The organism is Candidatus Limnocylindrales bacterium, assembly GCA_035626395.1.
Taxonomy (GTDB): domain Bacteria; phylum Desulfobacterota; class Binatia; order UBA1149; family CAITLU01; genus DASPNH01.
In genome coordinates, this window is record DASPNR010000026.1 from 78,048 (window position 1) to 97,531 (window position 19,484).

The window sequence follows — 19,484 nt, forward strand, 5'->3', positions numbered from 1 at the left end:
GTCGCGTTGAAAGCGGAAGCGTGCATCGCCGGCGGCTCAGGCACGAGCGGTTACGGCGCCGCCGAGGCGGGAGGCGAGCTGCGCATGCGCATCGCACCCGATGCACTGCTGCGGAACGGGGACGCGCTCCAGCCTGGCCAGCTTCGAGAGCATCTTCTCGCGGCGCTTTCGCACGGCCGCGTGCTTGGCCTCCGGGATCTCCGCGTCGCGCAGCGCCTTGGTCAGCGCCTCGTGCGCTTCGCGGATCAGCGATGGCGTCGCGCACACCAGGCAGCCGTCGCATCCGGCCTGCAGGCTCATCACGGCCGCATGGCCGACGCTGTAGTTGTCGGCCACCGCCTTCATCTCCAGGTCGTCGGAGACGACGTAGCCGCCGTAGCCGAGCTCCCCGCGCAGCACGCCTTCGATGACGCGGCTGCTCATCGTCGCCGGCAGCGACGGATCGAGCGCCTCGACGACGACGTGCGCCGTCATCAGCATCGGCACGCCCTGCGCGATCGCGCGCGCGAACGGGCGCAGCTCGAGCGAACGCAGCCGTGCAAGGTCGTGCGTGTCCTTGCTCAGCACCGGCAGCTCCAGGTGCGAGTCGACGCTGGTGTCGCCGTGGCCGGGGAAGTGCTTGCCGCAGCCCATGATCCCGCCCTCCGTCATGCCCTGCAGGTAGGGCAGCGCGTTGTGGATGACCTCCTCGGGCGTGGTGCCGAAGGCGCGGTCGCCGATGACGGGGTTGTCGGAGTTGGTGTGGACGTCGAGGACCGGCGCGAAATCGAGGTTGAAGCCGGCAGCGCGAAGCTCGGCCGCATGCGCGCGACCGACCTCGACCAGCAGGCCGGGATCGCCCGCGCGAGCCATCGTCAGGGCGGGCGGGAAGTGGGTGAACTCGGGCGCCTCGCCCATCCGGTGGACGCGGCCGCCCTCGTGGTCGATGCACAGGAGGAAGCCCTGGCGGCCGTCGCGGATCTGCCGGTTGAGCTCGGTAACCTCTCGCGTTCCCGCGACATTGCGCCGGAACAGGATCACCCCCAGCGGATCGATGTCCGCCAGCAGCCGGCGCGCCTCCGCGTCCAACTCGGGGCCCGGAAGGCCGATGATGAGGAGCTTGCCCGCTTCCGCCGCCGCCTCGCCGCCGTGCATCGGCGGACCATAGCACAGCATCGGAACTCGCGGGACTCGCTGCACGCCCGCAGGATTGACCGAGGCTCGGCACCGTTTGTAGACTCCCGCGCCGCTGAGTGGTATCGGGCGGCGGGGAGGAGGAGAGGGCGTGCTACAGGAAGCTCGCTACATCGCGCTGGAGGGACCGATCGGGGTGGGGAAGTCCTCTCTGGCGGCGGCGCTGGCCAAGGAGTACGGCGCCCGCCTGGTGAAGGAGCCGGTAGAAGAAAACCCTTTTCTTCCGAAGTTTTATGAGGATCCTGACCGCTACGCGATGACCGCGCAGCTGTCCTTCCTCGTCGAGCGCTATCGCCAGCAGCAGGAGCTGGTCCAGATGGACCTGTTCCAGCAGTCGGTGATCAGCGACTACCTGTTCGCGAAGGATCGCATCTTCGCGGGGCTGACCCTGGCCTCGGACGAGCTGGGCCTCTATGAAAGGATCTACAGCCTGCTCGATGCCAGGCTTCGCAAGCCGGACCTCGTCGTTTTTCTGGATGCCCAGACCGAGGTCCTGCTGAGGCGGCTCAAGAAGCGCGATCGGTCCTATGAAAGAAGGATCGGTCGGGATTATATAGAGCGCGTAGCCGAGGCGTACCGCAGGTACTTCCACGGCTACCGGGACACTCCGCTCCTGGTCGTGAGTTGCTCGGACATCGACTTTGTCGAAAACGGCGGCCATCTGGCCGACCTCGTCCGGGAAATCGGATCGATGGGGCAGGGCGTCCAGTATTACGTACCGCTTGGATCCTGAGGGATCGGCCCGGTTCTTCGCTGCGAAGCATCGCGCCTGACCCTCTTACAAGGACCGAGACGGGGTTCGACAGTGAGCTGGCTCCTCACCTTCCGCGACGGTGTCTGCGTCGCGGGTCTCCCAGCCGGCGATCGTCGTCCTACCGCAACGGTCCAGGAGGTCGATCGATGGCTGCTTGCTTCGAAGAAGCGAAAGTAACCGTTCCGGCAATCCTGGCTGCCAAAGGCGAGCGCAAGCTCGCGATGGTGACGGCCTACGATTTCACGTTCGCACGCCTGGCCGATCGCGCCGGCGCGGATCTTCTTCTCGTCGGCGACTCGCTCGGCATGGTGATGCAGGGATGTGAGAACACCCTGAGCGTGACCATGGACGAAATGGTCTACCACACGTGCATGGTCGCACGCGGCCACAGGCGCGCGCTGGTGGTCGGCGACATGCCATTCCTCTCCTACCAGGTCAGCGTCGCCGACGCGGTGGCCAATGCCGGGCGTCTCATCAAGGAAGGCGGCGCCGAGGCGGTCAAGCTCGAGGGCGGCGTGCACGTGGCCGAGACGGTCGCTCGCATCGCGGCGATGGACATTCCGGTGATGGGCCACATCGGCCTCACCCCGCAGTCCGTGCATCGCATGGGCGGGCACAAGGTGCAGGGCCGCAAGCCCGGCCGCGAGGCGGGCGGCCGCGAGCGTCTGCTCGAGGATGCGCTGGCGCTCGAAGATGCGGGAGCGTTCGCCGTCGTCATCGAAGGCGTGCCGGCCGATCTTGCCGCCGAGATCACGGCCGAGCTCACCATTCCGACCATCGGCATCGGTGCCGGCGTGCACTGCGACGGTCAGGTGCTGGTGCTGCACGACGTGCTCGGCCTCGAGGACCGTCTGGCGCCCAAGTTCGTCAAACGCTACGCCGAGCTCGGAAGCGCCGCCGTCGATGCGATGGCCCAGTACGTCGACGAGGTGCGCGCCGCGCAGTTCCCGACACCCGCGCATTCCTTCTCCTCCCCGCGAGCCGTGGCGCTGGCGAAAGAGGCGTAGCGAAGACCTGACCGCTCCGGCAACGGCGATGAAGATCATCCGGTCAGTGGCGAAGATGCAGGAGCTGTCGCGGCAGGCGAAGAGCGGCGGGCTCACCGTCGGGTTCGTGCCGACGATGGGCTATCTGCACGACGGACACGTCTCGCTGGTGCGCACGGCGCGCGAGAACAGCGACCTGGTCGTCGTGTCGATCTTCGTCAACCCGACGCAGTTCAACAGCGCCGAGGACTTCGCCAACTACCCGCGCGACGAGAAGACCGACGAGGCGCTGCTCGAGGAGGAGGGCGTGGACGTGCTCTTCCTTCCCAGCGCCGAGGAGGTCTATCCGCCCGGCGCCAGCACGCGCGTGCAGGTCTCGGGCCTGACCGACAACCTTTGCGGCGCGTTCCGCCCCGGTCACTTCGAAGGCGTCACCACGGTGGTTGCCGCGCTCTTCCACATGGTGCAGCCGGACGTGGCGGTCTTCGGGCGCAAGGACTTCCAGCAGCTCCAGGTCGTCACGCGCATGACGCGCGACCTTCACTTCCCGATCCGCATCCTTGCCGGCGAGACCCTGCGCGAGAGCGACGGGCTGGCAATGAGCTCGCGCAACGCGCGGCTCGGCGCCAAGGAGCGAGCGCAGGCGCCCGCGATCTACCGCGGCCTGCAGGCCGCGGCCGCCGCCTACGCCGCCGGCGAGCGCACCGCCGCTGTACTCAAGGACGCCGCGCGAGCCGAGCTTGCCGCGTTCCGCGTCGAATATCTGGAGATCGTCGATCCCGACGCCGTCTCGGCCACCGAAACGGCCGACGAGCGTTCGGTGATGGCGGTTGCCGCATGGCTCGGCCCCGTGCGGCTCATCGACAACGTGGTCCTGGCCGAGGAAGCCGCAAGGCTGCACGAGCGCACGTCGACCGCATCGGTGCGGCGGCAAGCGACAAACTGACGGAGTCTCATACAACCATGCGAAAGATGCTCAGAGGCAAAATCCATCGGGCGACCATCACCGGCGCCGACTTGGAGTACGAAGGCAGCGTCACGATCGACTCCGATCTGCTCAAGGCATCCGGGATCATCGAGAACGAGGCCGTGTGCATCTGGGACGTGACCAATGGCGAGCGCTTCGAGACCTACGCCATCGAAGGCCAGCCCGGCTCCGGCGTCGTCTGCGTCAACGGCGCCGCCGCGCACAAGGTCAACGTCGGCGACCTCATCATCATCGCCGCCTTCGGGTGGATGAGCGACGAGGAGGCGCTGAAGTGGAAACCGTCGGTCGTCTTCGTCGACGACAAGAACCGCGCCGTCGACCTCGGCCGCAAGCACGAGATCGGCGGACAAGCGCACCTGAAACGAGTCTGGGGCTGAGTCCGCCGAATCCATCCTGCTGGTCCGCACGGCGCCGGCTATAGTCGGCAGGATGGACGCGCCCGCGCAGGCCCAGGAGAGTCTGGCGCCCCGGCTCGAAGTCTCCTGCAGCGTGTGCGGGACCGCCGACTACCGGCTGATCGCCAGCGCGCATGAGCTCGAGGCTCAGCGGGAATACCTCATCCGGTTCCACCGCCGCCGCCTGCGCCCGCCCGACCGGCCCGACGCGGCGCATGGGCAACGCCCGGCGGCAGCCGACGCCGTCGCGCCCGACGCGGCGCATGAGCAACGCCCGGCGGCAGCCGACGGCGTCGCGCACGACACGGGGCCGAAGCAGCGAACCGCGCGCGACGGGCAGAGCGCGCCCGAGAGCACGGCGACCGCGCACGACAGCGTGGACGACTCCGCGCTCGAGGAGCGCGCCGACTTCACGCAGAACTACGCGACCAACATCGTCGCGTGCACGCTCTGCGGCCTGATCCTGCGCCACCCGCGTCCGCCTGCCGACGCCATAGCCGCGGCCTATGCGGCCGATACGTACGGCGAGGAGCGCCTTGCCGCGCTGTACCAGTCGCAGGTCGAGCTGTTCCGCCCCAAGGCGCAGCGGCTGCAGCGGCTGCTAGGGTCGCGCCGCGATCCGGTGGTGCTGGAGATCGGCAGCTTCGTTGGCGGCTTTCTGGCGGCTGCGCGCGAGCTCGGCTGGAGCGCATTCGGCATCGATCCTGGACAGGAGGTGGTGGAGTTCTGTGCGAAGCGCGGGCTGTCGGTGCTTCGCGAGGAGGTCGAAAGCTGCGAGTTCCCCGCCGCCGGCGCCGACTGCATCGCCATCTGGAACACGTTCGATCAGCTTCCCAATCCGCATCCGATCCTGCGCTCGGTGCGCCATTCCCTGAGGCCGGGAGGAATCCTGGCCGTTCGCGTTCCGTGCGGTCCGTGTTTCGAGCACGCGATGCGCTGGCTGCGCCGGGCGCCGCATGCGCTGCATGCGCCCGTGCTGGCCGCGCTGGCGTGGAACAACCTGCTGTCGTTCCCGTATCTGCACGGGTACTCGCTGGCCACGCTGGACCGGCTGATGGGACAGTACGAGCTCGAGCGCGTCGGTTTCACCGCCGACGTGCTCACGCGCCTGGCCGATGATCAGACCCGACCATGGGCGGCGTGCGAGGAACGCGTCCTCAAGGGCGCTTGGCGCGCCGCTGCGCGCGCAGCCGCAGCGATCGCACCCGAGCGGGCCGCGGATCGGACGCCGTGGTTCGACGCCTACTACCGCATGCCCGCCCGGGCCTCCTGACGGTCACTCGTTCTCCGCCTCCACGTGGGCCGACAGCTCCACGCCGCCGGCTGCCGAGAACATCGAAACGAGCTTGGACAGCACCGCAAATTCCACATCGTAGCCGATGGTGACGGTCACGTCGGTGCCGGGCTCGCCGCCGGCGTTGGCGACGGTGATGCTGGCCGCGGATGCGTCCAGCCCGGCGTCCTCCAGCATGGTGGTGGCCGCCGCGATGACCTCGCTCTCGGTTGGCCGCGGACAGCTCGCCTCCGATCCGACGCGTGCCGCCTCCCCGGCCGCATTGGCAAGCGTCTGCCGGATGATGAACGCGCGGCCGAACTCGACAGTCGCGAACAGCGTCATCAGCATGAACGGCATGGCCATCGATACCTCGAGGACCGCCACGCCGCGGCTGTTCTGCTCCTTGAACCTCTTCGGACGAAACATTGGCCTTTCTCCTTAACGCACGAGGTCGGGGCCGCCGGCCAGCACGCCGAAGTCGGGCCCGCCGCTCTCGGACAGCTCGATCACGTCACACTGCACGCGCGCTTCGATGCGCTTGTCGGGGGCCGTCAGGACCTTGGTGATGACGGCGCGTGCGACGCCGATGATGCGGATCCATCCGTTGGGGTTGCTGCAGTCGTCGCGATCGTAAACCGGGATCAGCACGGGCATCTCCCCGGCGGCGTTCTTCTTCGCGTTGTACAACGCGAGCAGCTCGTTGATCGCGCTCGTGACGGTACCGCCGCTGAAGATGAAGCTGGTGCTCTGCACGTCGATCTCGGGACTGACGAAGGTGTTCGTTCGAAGGCCGTTCAGGATGGCTTTCAGCTCCGAGCCGCTGGCCGGCGCCTGCTCGAACGTGTGCCAGCCTGCGCAGCCCTCGGTGCTGCCGGTCGGATAGAACGTGATGGTGTTCTGAACGCTGCACGGCGAAGCCTTGCCCTTGTACCAGGCCTTGGCGATCGCCACGGGAAAGTCTGCGCTGCCGGGCGGCAGGTAGCGCACGCCGCTGATGCGCGCGGCCGCATCGCTGCGAACCGGGAAAGCGTCGCGGCCCGTGATGCCTGCGAAGAGTCCCGGCACCATCCCGTTGGAAACGTCGTCTCGGCGCGCCGTCACGGCAGCTGCGTCGACGCGCTCGTTGGTTTCGATGAACTGCCCGGTCGAGTTGTCCCACCGGCCGATCTTGACGTCCTCGGGAGCAACGGTGATTGAGACGCCGCCGGCGCTGTTCTTGAGCGCGCGCTGGTTGGCTGCCTCCGCGACTCGAAGCTTTTCGGCCGGCGTCAGGCTGTTGCTCAGGAAGTCTTCCCGCCCCTCGTCCATGTACACGCGCGCGATCTCTTTGGCTGCCGACTCCGCAGCAAGATCGGCTACCGTCTGCAGCTCGGCGTGCGTGACGAACAATTGACCGCCGTCGATGACGAGCGCTGCCATCGCCAGCGTCCCCGCAAGAGTTCCGGCTACACCGACGGATGTTCCGCCGCGTTCCGACGCGTGGCGTGTCGTCGACATTCCGGATACGTCGACTTTGGTGCACCAAAGCCGTCTTCGCCCTCGCGTGCTTTTCGTCTCATGGCCGACCCGGCAAGTGCGTGTTACTTGTCTCAAGAAAACGAGACAGCGTTCCCAATTCAGGACATTCGATGTCTCACCCATTCTCATTTCAGGATTGCAGTCCGGTGACGTGCTACCGCGTTTCCGGATCGCGGACACTCCCCCTTGCAACGTCGCGTTCATGTGTGGCTCCTCGGATCGCTGCGCCAATGGTAGATTCGCGAGAGCGTCCCCCTTGTTCCCACCGGACGCATCAACGCTTGGCACGCAGATCCGCAGCAGCATGAGCAAGGCGGGGACCATTCGTGCCAGGCGGCTTTAAAGGTTCTAAGGCTGTTGCCGCTGCGCAAAGTTCGGCATGGCCATTCCACGTGCTAGAGAGCAGGGATGGCCAAGCCGGCAAAGGGATCCAAAGCGGCCACGGGACGCATCGCCGAGAACCGAAAGGCGCGGTTCAACTATGCCATCGAGGAGACTCTGGAGGCGGGAATCGTTCTGACCGGAACCGAAGTGCGCTCGGCGCGCGCCGGCGGCGTCAACCTCTCGGACTCGTACGTTCGCATCCAGGGCGGCGAGGCGTGGCTTCTCAACTGCCGCATCTCTCCGTATCCACCGGCCGGCCGCTTCAACCACGACCCGTTGCGCGAGCGCAAGCTGCTGCTGCACCGCCGCCAGATCGACCGGCTCGACGGCCGCAGCCGCACCGAAGGCTACACGCTGGTGGTGACGCGGATGTATTTCGACGAAAAGGGCCGCCTCAAGGCCGAGGTCGGCCTGGGCCGCGGAAAAAAGCTCTACGACAAGCGCGCCAGTGCGCGCGAGAAGGACGCCAAGCGCGAGATCGAGCGGGCGATGCGCCACCGCGGGTGATCCCGCGACCGGCCGCGCGTCAGCCGAGGCGGCCGCACGTCAGCCGAGGCGCCGCGCGTCAGCCGAGGCGGCCGCGATCAATCTTCCCGGTCGCGTTGCGCGGGATCTCCGACAGGAAGCGGTATACCCGCGGCCGCTTGTACGGGGCGAGCGTGCGCTCGGCCTCCTCGCGCAGCCGCCGCTCGAGCTCGCCCGCATCGACGACACCGGGAGCGGCGACGACGAACGCGCCCACGACCTCGCCGAGATCCTCGTGGGCCACGCCGCTCACCACGACTTCGGCCACGCCGGCAACCGCCGACAGCGGCGCCTCGACTTCGCCCGGAACCACGTTGGAGCCGCCGACGATGATGAGCTCCTTGAGGCGCCCGTCGACCCACAGGTCGCCGCGCTCATCGAAGTGACCGAGGTCGCCGCTGCGAAAGAAGCCGTTCTCGAACGCCGCCGCGTTCGCCTCCGGCGCGTTGCCATAGCCCGGCATGACCGCGGGGCCGCGGACGCAGATCTCGCCGCGCTCGCTCGCGCGCCCGATCTCGCGCTGCAGGTAGCGGCCGATGTCGGTGCGCAGGGCCACGGTGGTGCCGGGTAGCGGCGCACCGACGGTGCCGGGGCGCGGATGCGCCGGCGAGGTCGACGTGATGATGCCGGTCTCCGTCAATCCGTAGCGGTTGATCAGAGCGGCGCCGAGCCGCTCGCGCACGCTGTGCCAGAGCGCCGACGGCAGCGGCGCCGACCCGCTGACAGCCAGGCGCAGGCTCGCCAGCGCGCCCTCGCTGCCTTCCGCCTGGACGAGCCGTGCATAGATGGTCGGCACCGCCATCAGCAGATCGATGTCGCACGTGCGCAGAGCGGCCAGCGTGGAGGCGGGCTCGAACGCCGGCAACAGGGTCACGCGATTGCCAGCCAGCAGCGACCCGTACAGCGCCACGACCAGGCCATGGAAATGATGCGCGGGCAGCACGTGCAGGAGGCGGTCGTCGCTGCTGCGCTGCCACAGCGTGGCCAGCGACTGCAGGTTCGAGCGCAGGTTGCCGTGCGTCAGCGGCACGCTCTTGGGAGCTCCAGTCGTACCCGAGGTGAAGATGACGAGAGCGGTGGCATCGTCGGCGACGTCGGCAGGAGCGAGCGCGCGGCGCGCGGCTGCCGCATCCGAAAGGGCAGGTGGCTCGGCGTCCTCCGTCCACCATTCCACGGCCGCGACCTTTGGCGCAGGCCGCTCGCCATGCTCGAGCGGTCGCCGCGCGCCGGCAGTCGCATGCGGCTCGGCATCGTTCCTGAGGGACGATGCGTGGCGCTGCGCGGCGTGTGCGTCGGCAAAGGATCGCGAAGAGACCACCAGACGCGGACGCGCGGCGGCAAGAACCCGGGCGACCTCCGGCCCCGTCATTGCCGTGTTGATGGGGACGACCGCGTACCCGCCCGCCAGCGCGGCAAGGTGCAGAGGCGCAAGCTCGGGCCCGCGAGAAAGCGCCAGGGCGATGCCGTCGCCGGGCCGGAGCCCCTGCGCCGCAAATGCCGCCCGCCACGTGCCGGCGCGCACCAGCAGCTGATCAGAGGGGAGCGACCATGCCGGCTGCGCGCGCGCGTCGACGCCGGCGAGGACGCAGCGCTGCGCGTGGCGGCGATGGGACTCGAGGATGTGTTCAGCGAGGTTCAGGCGCGGACCTTGTCAGGGGCCGCTGGTGCGGCGGGCAGTGCGCCGCCCGAGCTCAGCGCTGCGGCTTCCAGCGCAGCACGAACTTCTCTTCGGTCATCGTCTCGGGCGACTTCTGCTTGGCCAGGATGGCGTCGGAGGCGCGAAGCTCGCGGATCTTCGCCAGCGCTTCCTTGCCCTGCGCCATGCCGTGCCGCACCAGGTAGCAGCCCACGACCATGCCGGTGCGGCCGTTGCCGTTGGAGCAGTGGACGAGGGTGGGGCTGTCGCGGCCATCGATCTCGGCGTCGATGGCGTCCAGGATCAGCTCCATCTCCTGCTCGGTCAGAGTGTTGCCGTCCTCGATGGCGTAGCGCGCGATCTCGACGATGACGCCGCGCTCCTCGCCCATCTTCTCGAGCACGTCCTCGTAGGGAATGTAGTGATCGCCGCTCTCGATCTCCTCCATCTCCTCTTCGGGCATGAGGTTGATGACGGAGTGGATGCCGCAATCCAGAAGCGCCTTCATGCGCTGCTCGGTCGCTGCCTTGGTGGGGCCGCCGGGATAGGCGCCTGCGAGCAGAACCTGCGGAATGACCCAAAAGGTTCCGGGGAATGGTGTTGCTGGATCTGGATTGCTCACGGGAGGAAGTGCGCGCAAGCGAAGGCGTCAGTTTTTTCGAGCGGCGCCACTGTTACTCGTCGGAATTGCCTAGGTCAAGCAGGTTCCGTCGGTCTGGACGAGGCTTTCTGCGGCCTTGCCGTGAGCGTCGAGCGTTGCGCGGGCGCCCGGTCGATTTGTTGCGTGGCAGCACGTCCGAGCGTAAGGTCCGCGTCGCCGAAGGATCGCTGTCGCATGACGCGCCGTGCGTCGATGCGATGCCGGAAGGATCGCGCGCGGCGCCTATTTCAACGTCCCGTCAGGAGGAGACTTTCATGAGAGAGTTCGGCCTATACATCAACGGCCAATGGGAAGCCGCCAAGGGCGGCAAGACCGCACCCACCATCAATCCGGCCACCGAAGAGCCGTGGGCCAACGTCGCCGTCGCCGACCGTGAGGACGTCCGCAAGGCGGTGGCCGCCGCTAAGAAGGCCCACGACAGCGGGGTGTGGCGCAACAAATCGCCGCAGGAACGCGGCGAGATCCTGCAGAAAGTGGCCGCCGCCATCTTCGAGCGCCAGGACGAGCTGGCGGCCGCCGAGGTGCAGGACGGCGGCGGCACGATGCGCAAGGCCATGAGCATGGACGTCCCCGGCGCCGCGCAGACCTTCTTCCATTTCGGTCAGTTCATCCAGGGCGACGAGTACAAGGCGATGCTGCAGGAGGAGTACGACGAGACCGTTCCGATCCCGTCGCACAACCTGGTCGTGCGCGAGCCGATCGGCGTCACCGCCGGCATCACGCCGTGGAACTTCCCGATGATCATGGGCGCATGGAAGATCGCGCCGTCCATCGCGGCCGGCAACACCTGCGTCATCAAGCCCGCATCCGTTACGCCCGTGACCACGCTGATGCTGGCCGAGATCTGTACCCAGGCGGGTGTTCCGGCCGGCGTCGTCAATGTCGTCAGCGGCCCCGGCGGCACGGCCGGTGAGGAGCTGGCCACGCACCCGGACATCGGCAAGGTCGCCTTCACCGGTTCGACCGAGGTCGGCAAGCGCATCATGCAGCTCGGCGCCGGAACGTTGAAGAAGGTCACGCTCGAGCTCGGCGGCAAGTCGCCCAACATCATCCTGCCCGACGCGAACCTGGATACCGCGGCGCTGGGCGCGCTGTTCGGGACGTTCATGCATCAGGGACAGATCTGCGAGTCGGGTACGCGCGTGCTGGTGCACGAGTCCATCCACGACGAGTTCCTCGAGAAGATGGTCGAGGGCATCAAGCGCATCAAGATCGGCGACACGATGGATCCGACCACGGGCATGGGCCCGCTCGTGAATGCGCAGCAGCGCGAGACGGTCGAGAAATACGTCGCGCTCGGCAACGAGCAGGGCGCCAAGTGCGTCACCGGCGGCAAGCGCCCCGACGGCATCAGCAAGGGCTACTACTTCGAGCCGACGATCTTCGACCAGGTCGACAACAAGATGCGCATCGCGCAGGAGGAGATCTTCGGCCCGGTGGTCTCGGTCATCCGCTTCAAGGATGAGGATGAGGCCGTGCGCATCGCCAACGACTCGGTCTACGGCCTGGGCGGCGCCGTGTGGTCAGCCAACAAGGAGCGTGCGGTGGCGCTGGCGCGTCGCATCGAGACCGGCACGGTGTGGGTCAACGACTACCACATGATCAACCTGCGATTCCCGTTCGGCGGCTACAAGCAGAGCGGAATCGGCCGCGAGCTCGGCAAGTGGGGCATGGCCGAGTACCACCAGCTCAAGCACATCCACGTCGGCGAGCACACCGGCCCCGAAGGCAAGTTCTACTTCCAGATGCTCCTCAACTGACCGCGGCGCGGGGCGCGTCCACCAGACGCGCCCCGCCACGCGCGGCGGTGCCTGAGCAGCGGGTACGCCGCTCGGGCACGGGCGACATCCTGCCGTTCGCGAACCACGCAGCCACCGGCACTTTCACGATCGACATGCCCACCATCGATATCACCGCCCGCGCCGCTGAGATCGTCGAGCGCGTGCGCGCGCAGCGCAGCGGCCCGCTGACGTTCACCATCGACGGCGGCTGCTGCGAAGGGACGGCGCCTCATCTGTACGAGCACTACGTGCTCGCGCCCGGCGCGCACGCCGTGGCGGAGGTCTGCGCCGTTCCCGTCTACATGCCCGAGGCGATGGCGACGCTGTATGAGGACGCGCGCGTGACCATCGACGTCGTCGACGATCCCCTCTCGGACGCGATGTCGCTGGAGACGGAGTACGGAGTGCGGTTCGTGCTGCGCGAGAGCGCGAGCGGCGCCGCCGAGTAACTCGAGGCCGCGCAGTCCAAGCGCGCGGTCGACCAGCAACTCGAGGCCGCGCAGACTAGCGCGCGGTCGACCAGCCGATCTTGCAGACGCCGCCTTCGCCCTCGTAGTAGCGCTGCAGCTGCTCGCGGCACCTGGCAAGCGCGGCGGCCTGCGCCGCCCTGGCCGTGGCATCGCACGCGCCGGTCGAGATCCCGAAGCCTGCCGCGCGAGCCACCGCGCAGTGTCCGCCCGGCTGCGTGGACGCGGTGTGCACGCACGCGGCCGGCGATTTGCTGGTTCGGCCGCAGCCCTGCTGCGCGCACTCGCGCGCGGCGGCAGGATCGGAGCGCCAGCAGGCGCCCCAGCCGCCGCCGCCGTGCTTCCCATCGGTCGGCTCGGTGAAGATCGATGCGAATGCGGTGGAGGGGACCGACCGCGATCCCGATACGACGGCAGGCGGCGGATCGACTTTGGCCAGCGCTCTCGGGCTCGGGTCAGACTCGCTCGTGCGGCCGCGCGGAGCTTCTTCGGCCGGTTCCTCGACCGCGGCGAAGCGGTCATCCCGCGCGGCGCGCGGATCGTCGTACTGCTGGCGAGGGGCCGCGTCGCCGTATCCGTCGCGACCGCCATCGGAGCGCGTGTCGTTGCCGGGCAGATCGCCGGAGCGCGGGCTGTCGCGCATCGCGCGCTCCTCACCGCCGCGGCCGGCCGCCTCGGCGCCGGCGCGCGCCTCATCGCCGCGGCGAGCGGCCTCGGCGCCGGCGCGCTCCTCATCGGCGCGGCGAGCGGCCTCGGCGCCGGCGCGCTCCGTCTTCGCCGCCGCCGCCAGCCGTGCCTGCTCGGCCTTGGAGGCCGCGGCCTCGCGCGCTCTGGCCTCGGCCTGCTCCTTCTGCATGCGCGCCTCGACCTTGGCCCTGGCCTCGGCGGCGATGCGGGCCTGCGCCTCGGCTCTGGCCTTCGCCTCGGCCTCGGCCTTGGCCCGCGCTTCTTCCTGCGCCGCGGCAATGGCCACGGCCTTGAGCTTGGCCTCCGACATCGCCTTCTCGAGCGCCTCGGCGCGCGCTTCGGCTTCGGCTCGCGCCTTCGCCTCGGCTTTGGCCTTGGCCAGAACCTCGGCCATGGCCGGATCGATATTCGGATCGACGTCGACCGCCGCAGCCGATCGCGATGCATCGGCCGCCGATCCCGGGGCCGCACCGGCGACGTTGCCACCGCCGGCGCCCGCGCCGGCGCGAGCTGTCGATGCACCGTCCGCTGCGACCGCAGTCCCGGTGCCCCTGGCAGCGTCCGCCGAAGCGCTGCCAGCCGCCGCGCCGCCCGGCGCGGCGCTGCCAGGCGAAATGCCGCCAGCCGCACCGCTGCCAGGCGCAGCCGGCACGCCCGGCGCGACGGCGCGACCAGAGGCGGGCGCCGTCGCTGCACCGGCAGGCGAAGCATCGTGTGTGGTTTCCCTGTCGCCGGCGGCGATCATCTGCGCGTCGTCGGCCGCAGGCCCGCCGCGTGCGCGCGCCCACATCAGCGAGGTCGCATACAGCGCACCGCCCGCGAAGATGACCATCGTCGCGGCAATCATCGTCTTCGCGAACACGCTCATGCCGCGCGGCTCAGCGGCGTACGATTCGACGTCGTAGTCGAGCGGCCTCGGCATCCGGTACGCCGGATGGGGAACGGCCGGTGCGGGCTGCGGCAAAGCAGCCGTATTCGCAACGACGGGCGGCGGCGCGCCGGCCGCTTGCACCGTCGCGCTGGCCTCGCCGGCGGCGCCCGCTTTTCCCGTCGCCTGGGACTTTGCATCTACCGGAGCTGCAGCGCCGCCAGCCGCGGCAGCACCGCCAGCCGCAGCACCACCTCCGCCGGCAGGTGCACCGCGCGCATGCGAAGCCGCGGGTGCAGCGCTCGCAGCCGACGAGCCCGCAGCGGCGCCCGTGGCCGCCACGTCGCGCGCATCCGCAGCGGCGCCCGCAGCGCTGCGTGCACTCTGCGCATCATCGGCCGAAGCCGCCGCCGCGCCTGCGTCCTCACCGCCCGCGCCGCGACCTGCCGCGGGCCCGGCCCGCCCGCTTTCCGCAAGCGCACGGGCGAACTCATCCATCGTAGGGAAGCGTCCCGACGGAATCGGCGAGCGCGCACGCTCGATGGCCGCGACGAATGCCGCCGGCAGATCCTTGCGCACGGCGTCGAGCGGCTTGCCGCTGACGGCCGGCACGCTGCCGGTGAGCATCTCGTACAGCACGACGGCCAGCGAGTACTGATCGGGCCGGCCATCGAGGCCGCGTTCTCCGCGAACCTGCTCGGGCGCGAGATAATGCGCCGTCTCCTTGGCAACGCCTGCAACGGCCGGCGGCGTCCAGCCCGGAGGACGCGGAATGCCGACGTCCATCAGCTTGATGGTCGCGTCGTCGCAGAAGAAGACGTTCTCGGGCTTCAGGTTCCTGTGAACGGTGAAGTTGTGCATGTAGGCGAGCGCGTTGCTCAGCGCCTCGCCCACGCGCAGCACTTCGTCGTAGCGGAACTGGCCGCCGCTGGTGAAGCGCTCCTGCATCTCCACGCGCAGCGTGCGTCCCGAGAGCAGCTCCATCGTCAGGAAGTAGTTGGGTCCCTCGCACTGGACGTCGTAGACCTTGACGATGTTTCGGTGCGAGAGCTCGCCCGCCACGCGCCCTTCGCGCAGCAGCCGCTCGCGGGCCTTGTCGTTGGGGATCAGGCCCGGGAGCATGATCTTGAGCGCGACCTCGATCTGCCGCTTGCGATCGTAGGCGCAGTAGACCGCGCTCATGCTTCCGGCGCCGAGGACGCGCTTGATCTCGTAGCGGCCCGCGAAGACGTCGCCCGGCGCTACGCCGATGCGCTCGAACATCGTGGCCGGCTCGTTGCCGGTGCCGAAGTACCTGGGCTGAACGCGCTCGTCGGGACGGTTCAGGGCCTGCTCGGCCTCCTGCAGGGTCTTGACCAGGAAACGGTGGGCGGCCTCGAGCTCGGCCAGCTGCTCGCGGTGCTGGAAGCGGGCGTCGTCGGTGGTGGCCACCGACAGCAGGGTCGAGAGCTGACGCTTGCGCGTATCGAAGGCGGCCTTGAGCTCCCGACGGCCGAAACCTTCGTCCAGCCCCATCACCTCCAGTGCACGGACCCGTTCCACGCTGCTCCCCTCCACCCGTTGCTTTAGAGCCACTTGGCGACTGCGGCAAACACTTCCGTCAACAAGTTACGCAAGGTCAGGATGATAGGGCGGGCGGGCGCCGAGGCCGGCGGCGGCGGGGCCGATGATGGCGGCGGGCGGAGGCTACGACGCCGGCGGCAGGGCGGCCGATGTTGCGGTTGGCGATGCCATGAGTCGCTCCACGTGGCCGCTGATGCGGTGGGCGGAGGCTACGACCCGGCCTGCGGCGGACAGACGAATGTTGCCGCGGCGCGCCCGACCTCCTCCTCGTGCCCGATGAGGAAGTGATCGGCGCCGCTTACGACGACGGTCTGCGACAGGGCCGGCAGCGCGCGGCTGAGCTGCTCGAAGTCGCCGAGGCGGCAGTAGGGGTCGCGGTCACCGGCCAGCAGCAGGACCGGCTTTGCCAGAGAGGGCGCGGGCAACTCGCCCATCATGGCAAGGGGCGGGGCAACGGCCACGACGCAGGAGACCAGGTCGTGGGACGCCGAGGCGAGCGCGACCGCCGCGCCGAAGGAATAGCCGGCCAGGGCGACGTCGGAGACGCCGATCTCGGAGGCGAGGAACGCCAGGGCCGCGGCAGCATCGGCGGTCTCGCCGCGGCCGCCGGCATGAATGCCGCCGCTTCGGCCCACGCCCCGGAAATTGAAGCGCAGCGTGGCCTGGCCGGCCGCGCGAAGATGCTCGGCCAGCGCGATGACGACGTTGTTGTCCATCGAGCCGCCGTAGAGCGGATGCGGATGGCAGATGACCACGCCGCCGGCCGGCTGCTCGGGCAGGGACAGGCGGCCCTGCAGCCGCAGGTCGCCGCATGGGAAGAAGATGTCGCGCTCCATGGCTGGCCGGGATTAGGCGGCTGGCCGAGGTGGAGCAAGGGCGGGCGGCGCACATGGCGCTTGGGGCGATTGGCGCAGTGCACGAGCGAAGGTGGTCGGGGCGGGCCGCTCAACAATAGGAGATGAGAGGTTGTCGCATGCGCCATGCGGCCTTATAGTCCCTGGCGGAACGTAACGTTCATCCCTTCGGGGGCGATATGGGCTCGACGAAGGTCATGAAACAGGAGCTGCATGCCGAGCGCTCTGCCGACTCGTTAATCCGGTAGAAAACAACGTAACTGCGGATAACACCGATTACGCTCTCGCTGCTTAATTAGCAGCGACGTCCTGCCCTCACTCTCCCGCTGTGTGGGACAGGGCGTAATGATGCGGGATAGGGATCTGGTGCTACGCCGTCTGGCGCCAGCTCGAAACAGTAGACGGCTGGCTGTCCGGGAGCCCGTCCGTAGGCGCTCCGGCCAGTGAGATAAAATTACGGACTAAGCATGTAGAGGTTGTTGTGGATTGCTTTCGGACGGGGGTTCGATTCCCCCCGCCTCCACCATCCCGTGGTTTGCCAGACAACGGCAGACCACGGCAAACCAAGCCTAATTAGATAGTTAGCGGATACCCTCTCCGAAGGGCGTGGTCTGCTGTGTGCGGATTCCGACGATTTCGAACGCCAATTCCGACGCAAGCCGAACGGGCATTCCGGGCGATGCCGAACACCGCTTCCGGCTGATGCCGAACGCGGCGCGGTGCGCGTGAGCGGTTCCTGTCCTACGACTCCTCCTTCGTCAAACCCGAGCGCTTCTTGCGAATCGATTCACCCTTGAGCCTGAGCTCGTGGGCGTTGTGCACGAGCCGGTCGAGTAGCGCATCGGCAATGGTCGGATCGCCGACCAGGCGGTGCCAGTCCTTCACTGGGAGCTGACTGACGACAATCGTCGAGCGCAGCCCGTGCCTGTCGTCCAAAATCTCGAGCAGGTCACGACGCTCGCTCTCCGCGATCGGCGCCAGCCCCCAGTCGTCGAGTACGAGCACGTCCGACGAGGTCATCGCTCCGACGCCGCTCGGGCGTATGGGCCGGTGTCTGGCCGAGATCGCCGCCATGGCGCCGCAGCAGCGGCCCGTGGACTTGTACGCCAAACTGGCCGAGGTGGCCCGATGAGCCGCGCCAGTCAGCCCTCGCTCGACATCGACGTCACGCGCGCGCGCCTGGAGCGTCTCGGCCTGGTGCGCGCTTGCGAGCAGCTCGAGGTGCTGCTCGTTGATGCGGTCAAAGCCGAGCTGGCCCCGCACCGGTTTCTCGACCAGGTGCTCGAATCCGAGCTGGCCTGGCGCGAGGACCGGCGTGTGCGCACCTCGCTTCGGCTCTCGGGTCTTCCCACTGGACAGACCATCGGCAGCTTCGACTTCAGCTTCCAGCCGTCCATCGAGCGCAGCCGCATCGAGACGCTGGGGACGTGCCAGTGGATTCGCGAGAACCGCACTCTGCTGATCCAGGGGCCGCCCGGCGTGGGCAAGACGCACTTGGCCATCGCGCTGGCAGTGCGTGCCGTCGAATGCGGCTTCGGCGTCAGCTTCTACAGGCTTGATGAGCTGATGGCGGCTCTGCGGCGTGATTCGGAGCTGTCACCGTCGCGGCTGCGGCGTAAGAAGTACCTGTCGGCCTCCCTGCTCGTCATCGACGAGTCGGCTTCGACCCGATGACGCGCCAGGAGGCCAGCCTGTTCTTTCGCCTGGTATCCCACCGCTACCAGCGCGGCAGCATCCTGATCACCACGAACAAGGGCATCCGCGAGTGGCCTGAGATACTGGCCGGCGACGAGGTGCTGGCGACTGCGATCCTGGATCGGCTACTGCACAACAGTCACGTCCTGGACATCAAAGGGCGCAGCTACAGGCTCCGAGACCTGGAGCGCGCCGTTAGCCAGCAATCGTAGAGGAGGATGTCGCCGGCGACGCAAAACCAAAAACGAACAGTCGAAGAATTCAGGGCTTAGGATCAACCGAGGTGCGCGAATCTGGATGTCGTCTTAGTGCGCGAGACTGGGTGTCGCTGGACAGGCGCCAGTCATAACTGGCCAGCGTGATCGCTTCGCCCTGGTCACGCAGGTAGAGCATTGACGTCAGGTGCAACGCATCCAGGGTGCGACCGTGGACGGAATGGGTCCTTGGCCCGCGTCAGTAGGCGCTGGCCCGGCTCGGTCCTTCTCGGAAAGCTTGGCGTCATCGCATTCGCCGTCGTTTCACCTAGGTCCCGTTACTTTTGTTTTGGATCGGTGGCCAGCGGCAGGGACCAGTTCTGACCCCGGGCCCGCGCATGATCCCTAGCGTTTCGGCATGGAGGGAGTGGCTAGCGGTGGGCGTGCGGCGGCCGAGCGGCGGCCGAGCGGGAGACGTCGACCCATCAGACGTTCGCACAGATCCTTTCGGCAACAACAGCTGAATGCAGCCGCCGTGTGCCCGCGCGGGCGCTCCTGGCAAACGGGATGGCCAAGACCGCGGCCACCGCCGGCGGACGGGGCGAGAAGTATGCGATCAAGCGGCGCGTGCTCGAGCACAGCGTGGCCAAGTTCGGCGAGCGCTACCGCTTTGGTGTCGCTCGAGAATGACCGGTGAGTCGGCGGCGCTGCGGGACGAGAGCGCGGTGTGCCTGCATTTGCCGGTCGGACGGAGCGGCCACGGGGTGCGCGAGTGTTGGCGATGTCAGCGGGAGCCCAATAATCCCCAGTCATGGGAATCCGATTTTCCCCACCCTCCCAACCACGGAGGAAAGCGATGGGGATTGAAAACGAGCACACGGAACGGAGCCTGAGCCTCGGGACATCTGGTCTCGAGGAGGGCTTGATGGTCAGGCGGGAGCGGTGGGAGGAGATCCAGCGGCTGCGGGTGGAGGATCGGCTGTCGGTCTCGGAGATCAGCCGGCGACTGGGACTGGATCGGAAGACGGTGCGAAAGTGGCTGCGACAGCGGCGCTGGGAGCCGTATCAGAGGCCGGACC

The 19,484-nt window shown here is 68.3% G+C and carries 17 protein-coding genes, 1 other RNA gene and 2 pseudogenes; 12 read left to right on the forward strand and 8 right to left on the reverse strand.

Annotation, left to right across the window (positions count from 1 at the left end):
- Nucleotides 1–36: 36 nt before the first annotated feature.
- Nucleotides 37–1,155, reverse strand: a complete 1,119-nt coding sequence (nagZ, locus tag VEC57_09075; GenBank protein HYB99274.1) for a beta-N-acetylhexosaminidase — start codon at nt 1,153–1,155, stop codon at nt 37–39.
- A 109-nt stretch (nt 1,156–1,264) separates the two neighbouring features.
- Here nagZ and VEC57_09080 point away from each other — a divergent pair, with 109 nt between their 5' ends.
- The 5 genes from VEC57_09080 to VEC57_09100 all read left to right on the forward strand — a co-directional run bounded on the left by VEC57_09080 (nt 1,265) and on the right by VEC57_09100 (nt 5,569).
- On the forward strand, nt 1,265–1,906 hold the full coding sequence (locus VEC57_09080) for a deoxynucleoside kinase (protein ID HYB99275.1): 642 nt from the start codon (nt 1,265–1,267) through the stop codon (nt 1,904–1,906).
- Nucleotides 1,907–2,073: 167 nt separating this feature from the next.
- The gene (gene panB, locus VEC57_09085) at nt 2,074–2,934 is read left to right on the forward strand and encodes a 3-methyl-2-oxobutanoate hydroxymethyltransferase (GenBank protein ID HYB99276.1); all 861 of its coding nucleotides are present in this window, start codon (nt 2,074–2,076) and stop codon (nt 2,932–2,934) included.
- A gap of 28 nt (nt 2,935–2,962) precedes the next feature.
- Complete coding sequence (gene panC / locus VEC57_09090) at nt 2,963–3,859, forward strand: pantoate--beta-alanine ligase (GenBank protein ID HYB99277.1); 897 nt, start codon at nt 2,963–2,965, stop codon at nt 3,857–3,859.
- Nucleotides 3,860–3,885: 26 nt separating this feature from the next.
- Nucleotides 3,886–4,278: an aspartate 1-decarboxylase gene (panD, locus tag VEC57_09095; GenBank protein ID HYB99278.1), complete on the forward strand. Its 393-nt coding sequence runs from the start codon at nt 3,886–3,888 to the stop codon at nt 4,276–4,278.
- Nucleotides 4,279–4,330: 52 nt separating this feature from the next.
- Complete coding sequence (locus VEC57_09100) at nt 4,331–5,569, forward strand: class I SAM-dependent methyltransferase (protein HYB99279.1); 1,239 nt, start codon at nt 4,331–4,333, stop codon at nt 5,567–5,569.
- A gap of 3 nt (nt 5,570–5,572) precedes the next feature.
- Here the strand turns inward: VEC57_09100 and VEC57_09105 are convergent, their stop codons facing one another.
- Both VEC57_09105 and VEC57_09110 read right to left on the reverse strand, forming a co-directional pair.
- A complete protein-coding gene (locus VEC57_09105; GenBank protein ID HYB99280.1) occupies nt 5,573–5,998 on the reverse strand; it encodes a TadE/TadG family type IV pilus assembly protein in 426 nt (141 codons plus the stop codon).
- 12 nt (nt 5,999–6,010) lie between these two features.
- Nucleotides 6,011–7,414, reverse strand: coding sequence for a pilus assembly protein TadG-related protein (locus tag VEC57_09110; protein HYB99281.1), 1,404 nt, complete (start codon nt 7,412–7,414; stop codon nt 6,011–6,013).
- 84 nt (nt 7,415–7,498) lie between these two features.
- Between VEC57_09110 and smpB the strand changes: the two genes are divergently transcribed.
- Nucleotides 7,499–7,981, forward strand: a complete 483-nt coding sequence (gene smpB / locus VEC57_09115; GenBank protein HYB99282.1) for an SsrA-binding protein SmpB — start codon at nt 7,499–7,501, stop codon at nt 7,979–7,981.
- Nucleotides 7,982–8,039: 58 nt separating this feature from the next.
- Here the strand turns inward: smpB and VEC57_09120 are convergent, their stop codons facing one another.
- Both VEC57_09120 and VEC57_09125 read right to left on the reverse strand, forming a co-directional pair.
- Nucleotides 8,040–9,521 carry an AMP-binding protein gene (locus tag VEC57_09120; GenBank protein ID HYB99283.1) on the reverse strand — a complete coding sequence of 494 codons (1,482 nt, stop codon included), beginning with the start codon at nt 9,519–9,521 and terminating at the stop codon, nt 8,040–8,042.
- A 169-nt stretch (nt 9,522–9,690) separates the two neighbouring features.
- Nucleotides 9,691–10,257 (reverse strand): dual specificity protein phosphatase family protein, encoded by a 567-nt coding sequence (locus tag VEC57_09125; GenBank protein HYB99284.1) that lies wholly within the window; start codon nt 10,255–10,257, stop codon nt 9,691–9,693.
- Between the two features lie 293 nt (nt 10,258–10,550).
- On the opposite strand from VEC57_09125, the gene VEC57_09130 reads away from it, so the two are divergent.
- Both VEC57_09130 and VEC57_09135 read left to right on the forward strand, forming a co-directional pair.
- Nucleotides 10,551–12,056, forward strand: coding sequence for an aldehyde dehydrogenase family protein (locus tag VEC57_09130; protein HYB99285.1), 1,506 nt, complete (start codon nt 10,551–10,553; stop codon nt 12,054–12,056).
- A gap of 47 nt (nt 12,057–12,103) precedes the next feature.
- Nucleotides 12,104–12,526 carry a DUF779 domain-containing protein gene (locus VEC57_09135; GenBank protein HYB99286.1) on the forward strand — a complete coding sequence of 141 codons (423 nt, stop codon included), beginning with the start codon at nt 12,104–12,106 and terminating at the stop codon, nt 12,524–12,526.
- 55 nt (nt 12,527–12,581) lie between these two features.
- On the opposite strand, the gene VEC57_09140 is transcribed toward VEC57_09135, so the two are convergent.
- Together VEC57_09140 and VEC57_09145 are read right to left on the reverse strand one after the other, a co-directional pair.
- Nucleotides 12,582–15,641, reverse strand: coding sequence for a serine/threonine-protein kinase (locus tag VEC57_09140; GenBank protein HYB99287.1), 3,060 nt, complete (start codon nt 15,639–15,641; stop codon nt 12,582–12,584).
- A 230-nt stretch (nt 15,642–15,871) separates the two neighbouring features.
- Nucleotides 15,872–16,498 (reverse strand): alpha/beta fold hydrolase, encoded by a 627-nt coding sequence (locus VEC57_09145; protein ID HYB99288.1) that lies wholly within the window; start codon nt 16,496–16,498, stop codon nt 15,872–15,874.
- Nucleotides 16,499–16,686: 188 nt separating this feature from the next.
- On the opposite strand from VEC57_09145, the gene ssrA reads away from it, so the two are divergent.
- Nucleotides 16,687–17,042, forward strand: a transfer-messenger RNA (tmRNA) gene (ssrA, locus tag VEC57_09150).
- Between the two features lie 215 nt (nt 17,043–17,257).
- On the opposite strand, the pseudogene VEC57_09155 reads toward ssrA, so the two are convergent.
- A pseudogene (locus VEC57_09155) lies at nt 17,258–17,527 on the reverse strand (ATP-binding protein).
- A 117-nt stretch (nt 17,528–17,644) separates the two neighbouring features.
- Between VEC57_09155 and istB the strand changes: the two are divergent.
- The 3 genes and pseudogenes from istB to VEC57_09170 form a co-directional block, all read left to right on the forward strand.
- Nucleotides 17,645–18,423, forward strand: a pseudogene (gene istB / locus VEC57_09160) (IS21-like element helper ATPase IstB).
- 549 nt (nt 18,424–18,972) lie between these two features.
- Complete coding sequence (locus VEC57_09165; GenBank protein HYB99289.1) at nt 18,973–19,095, forward strand: hypothetical protein; 123 nt, start codon at nt 18,973–18,975, stop codon at nt 19,093–19,095.
- A 235-nt stretch (nt 19,096–19,330) separates the two neighbouring features.
- On the forward strand, nt 19,331–19,484 hold a 154-nt coding region (locus tag VEC57_09170; protein HYB99290.1), incomplete at its 3' end, for a helix-turn-helix domain-containing protein.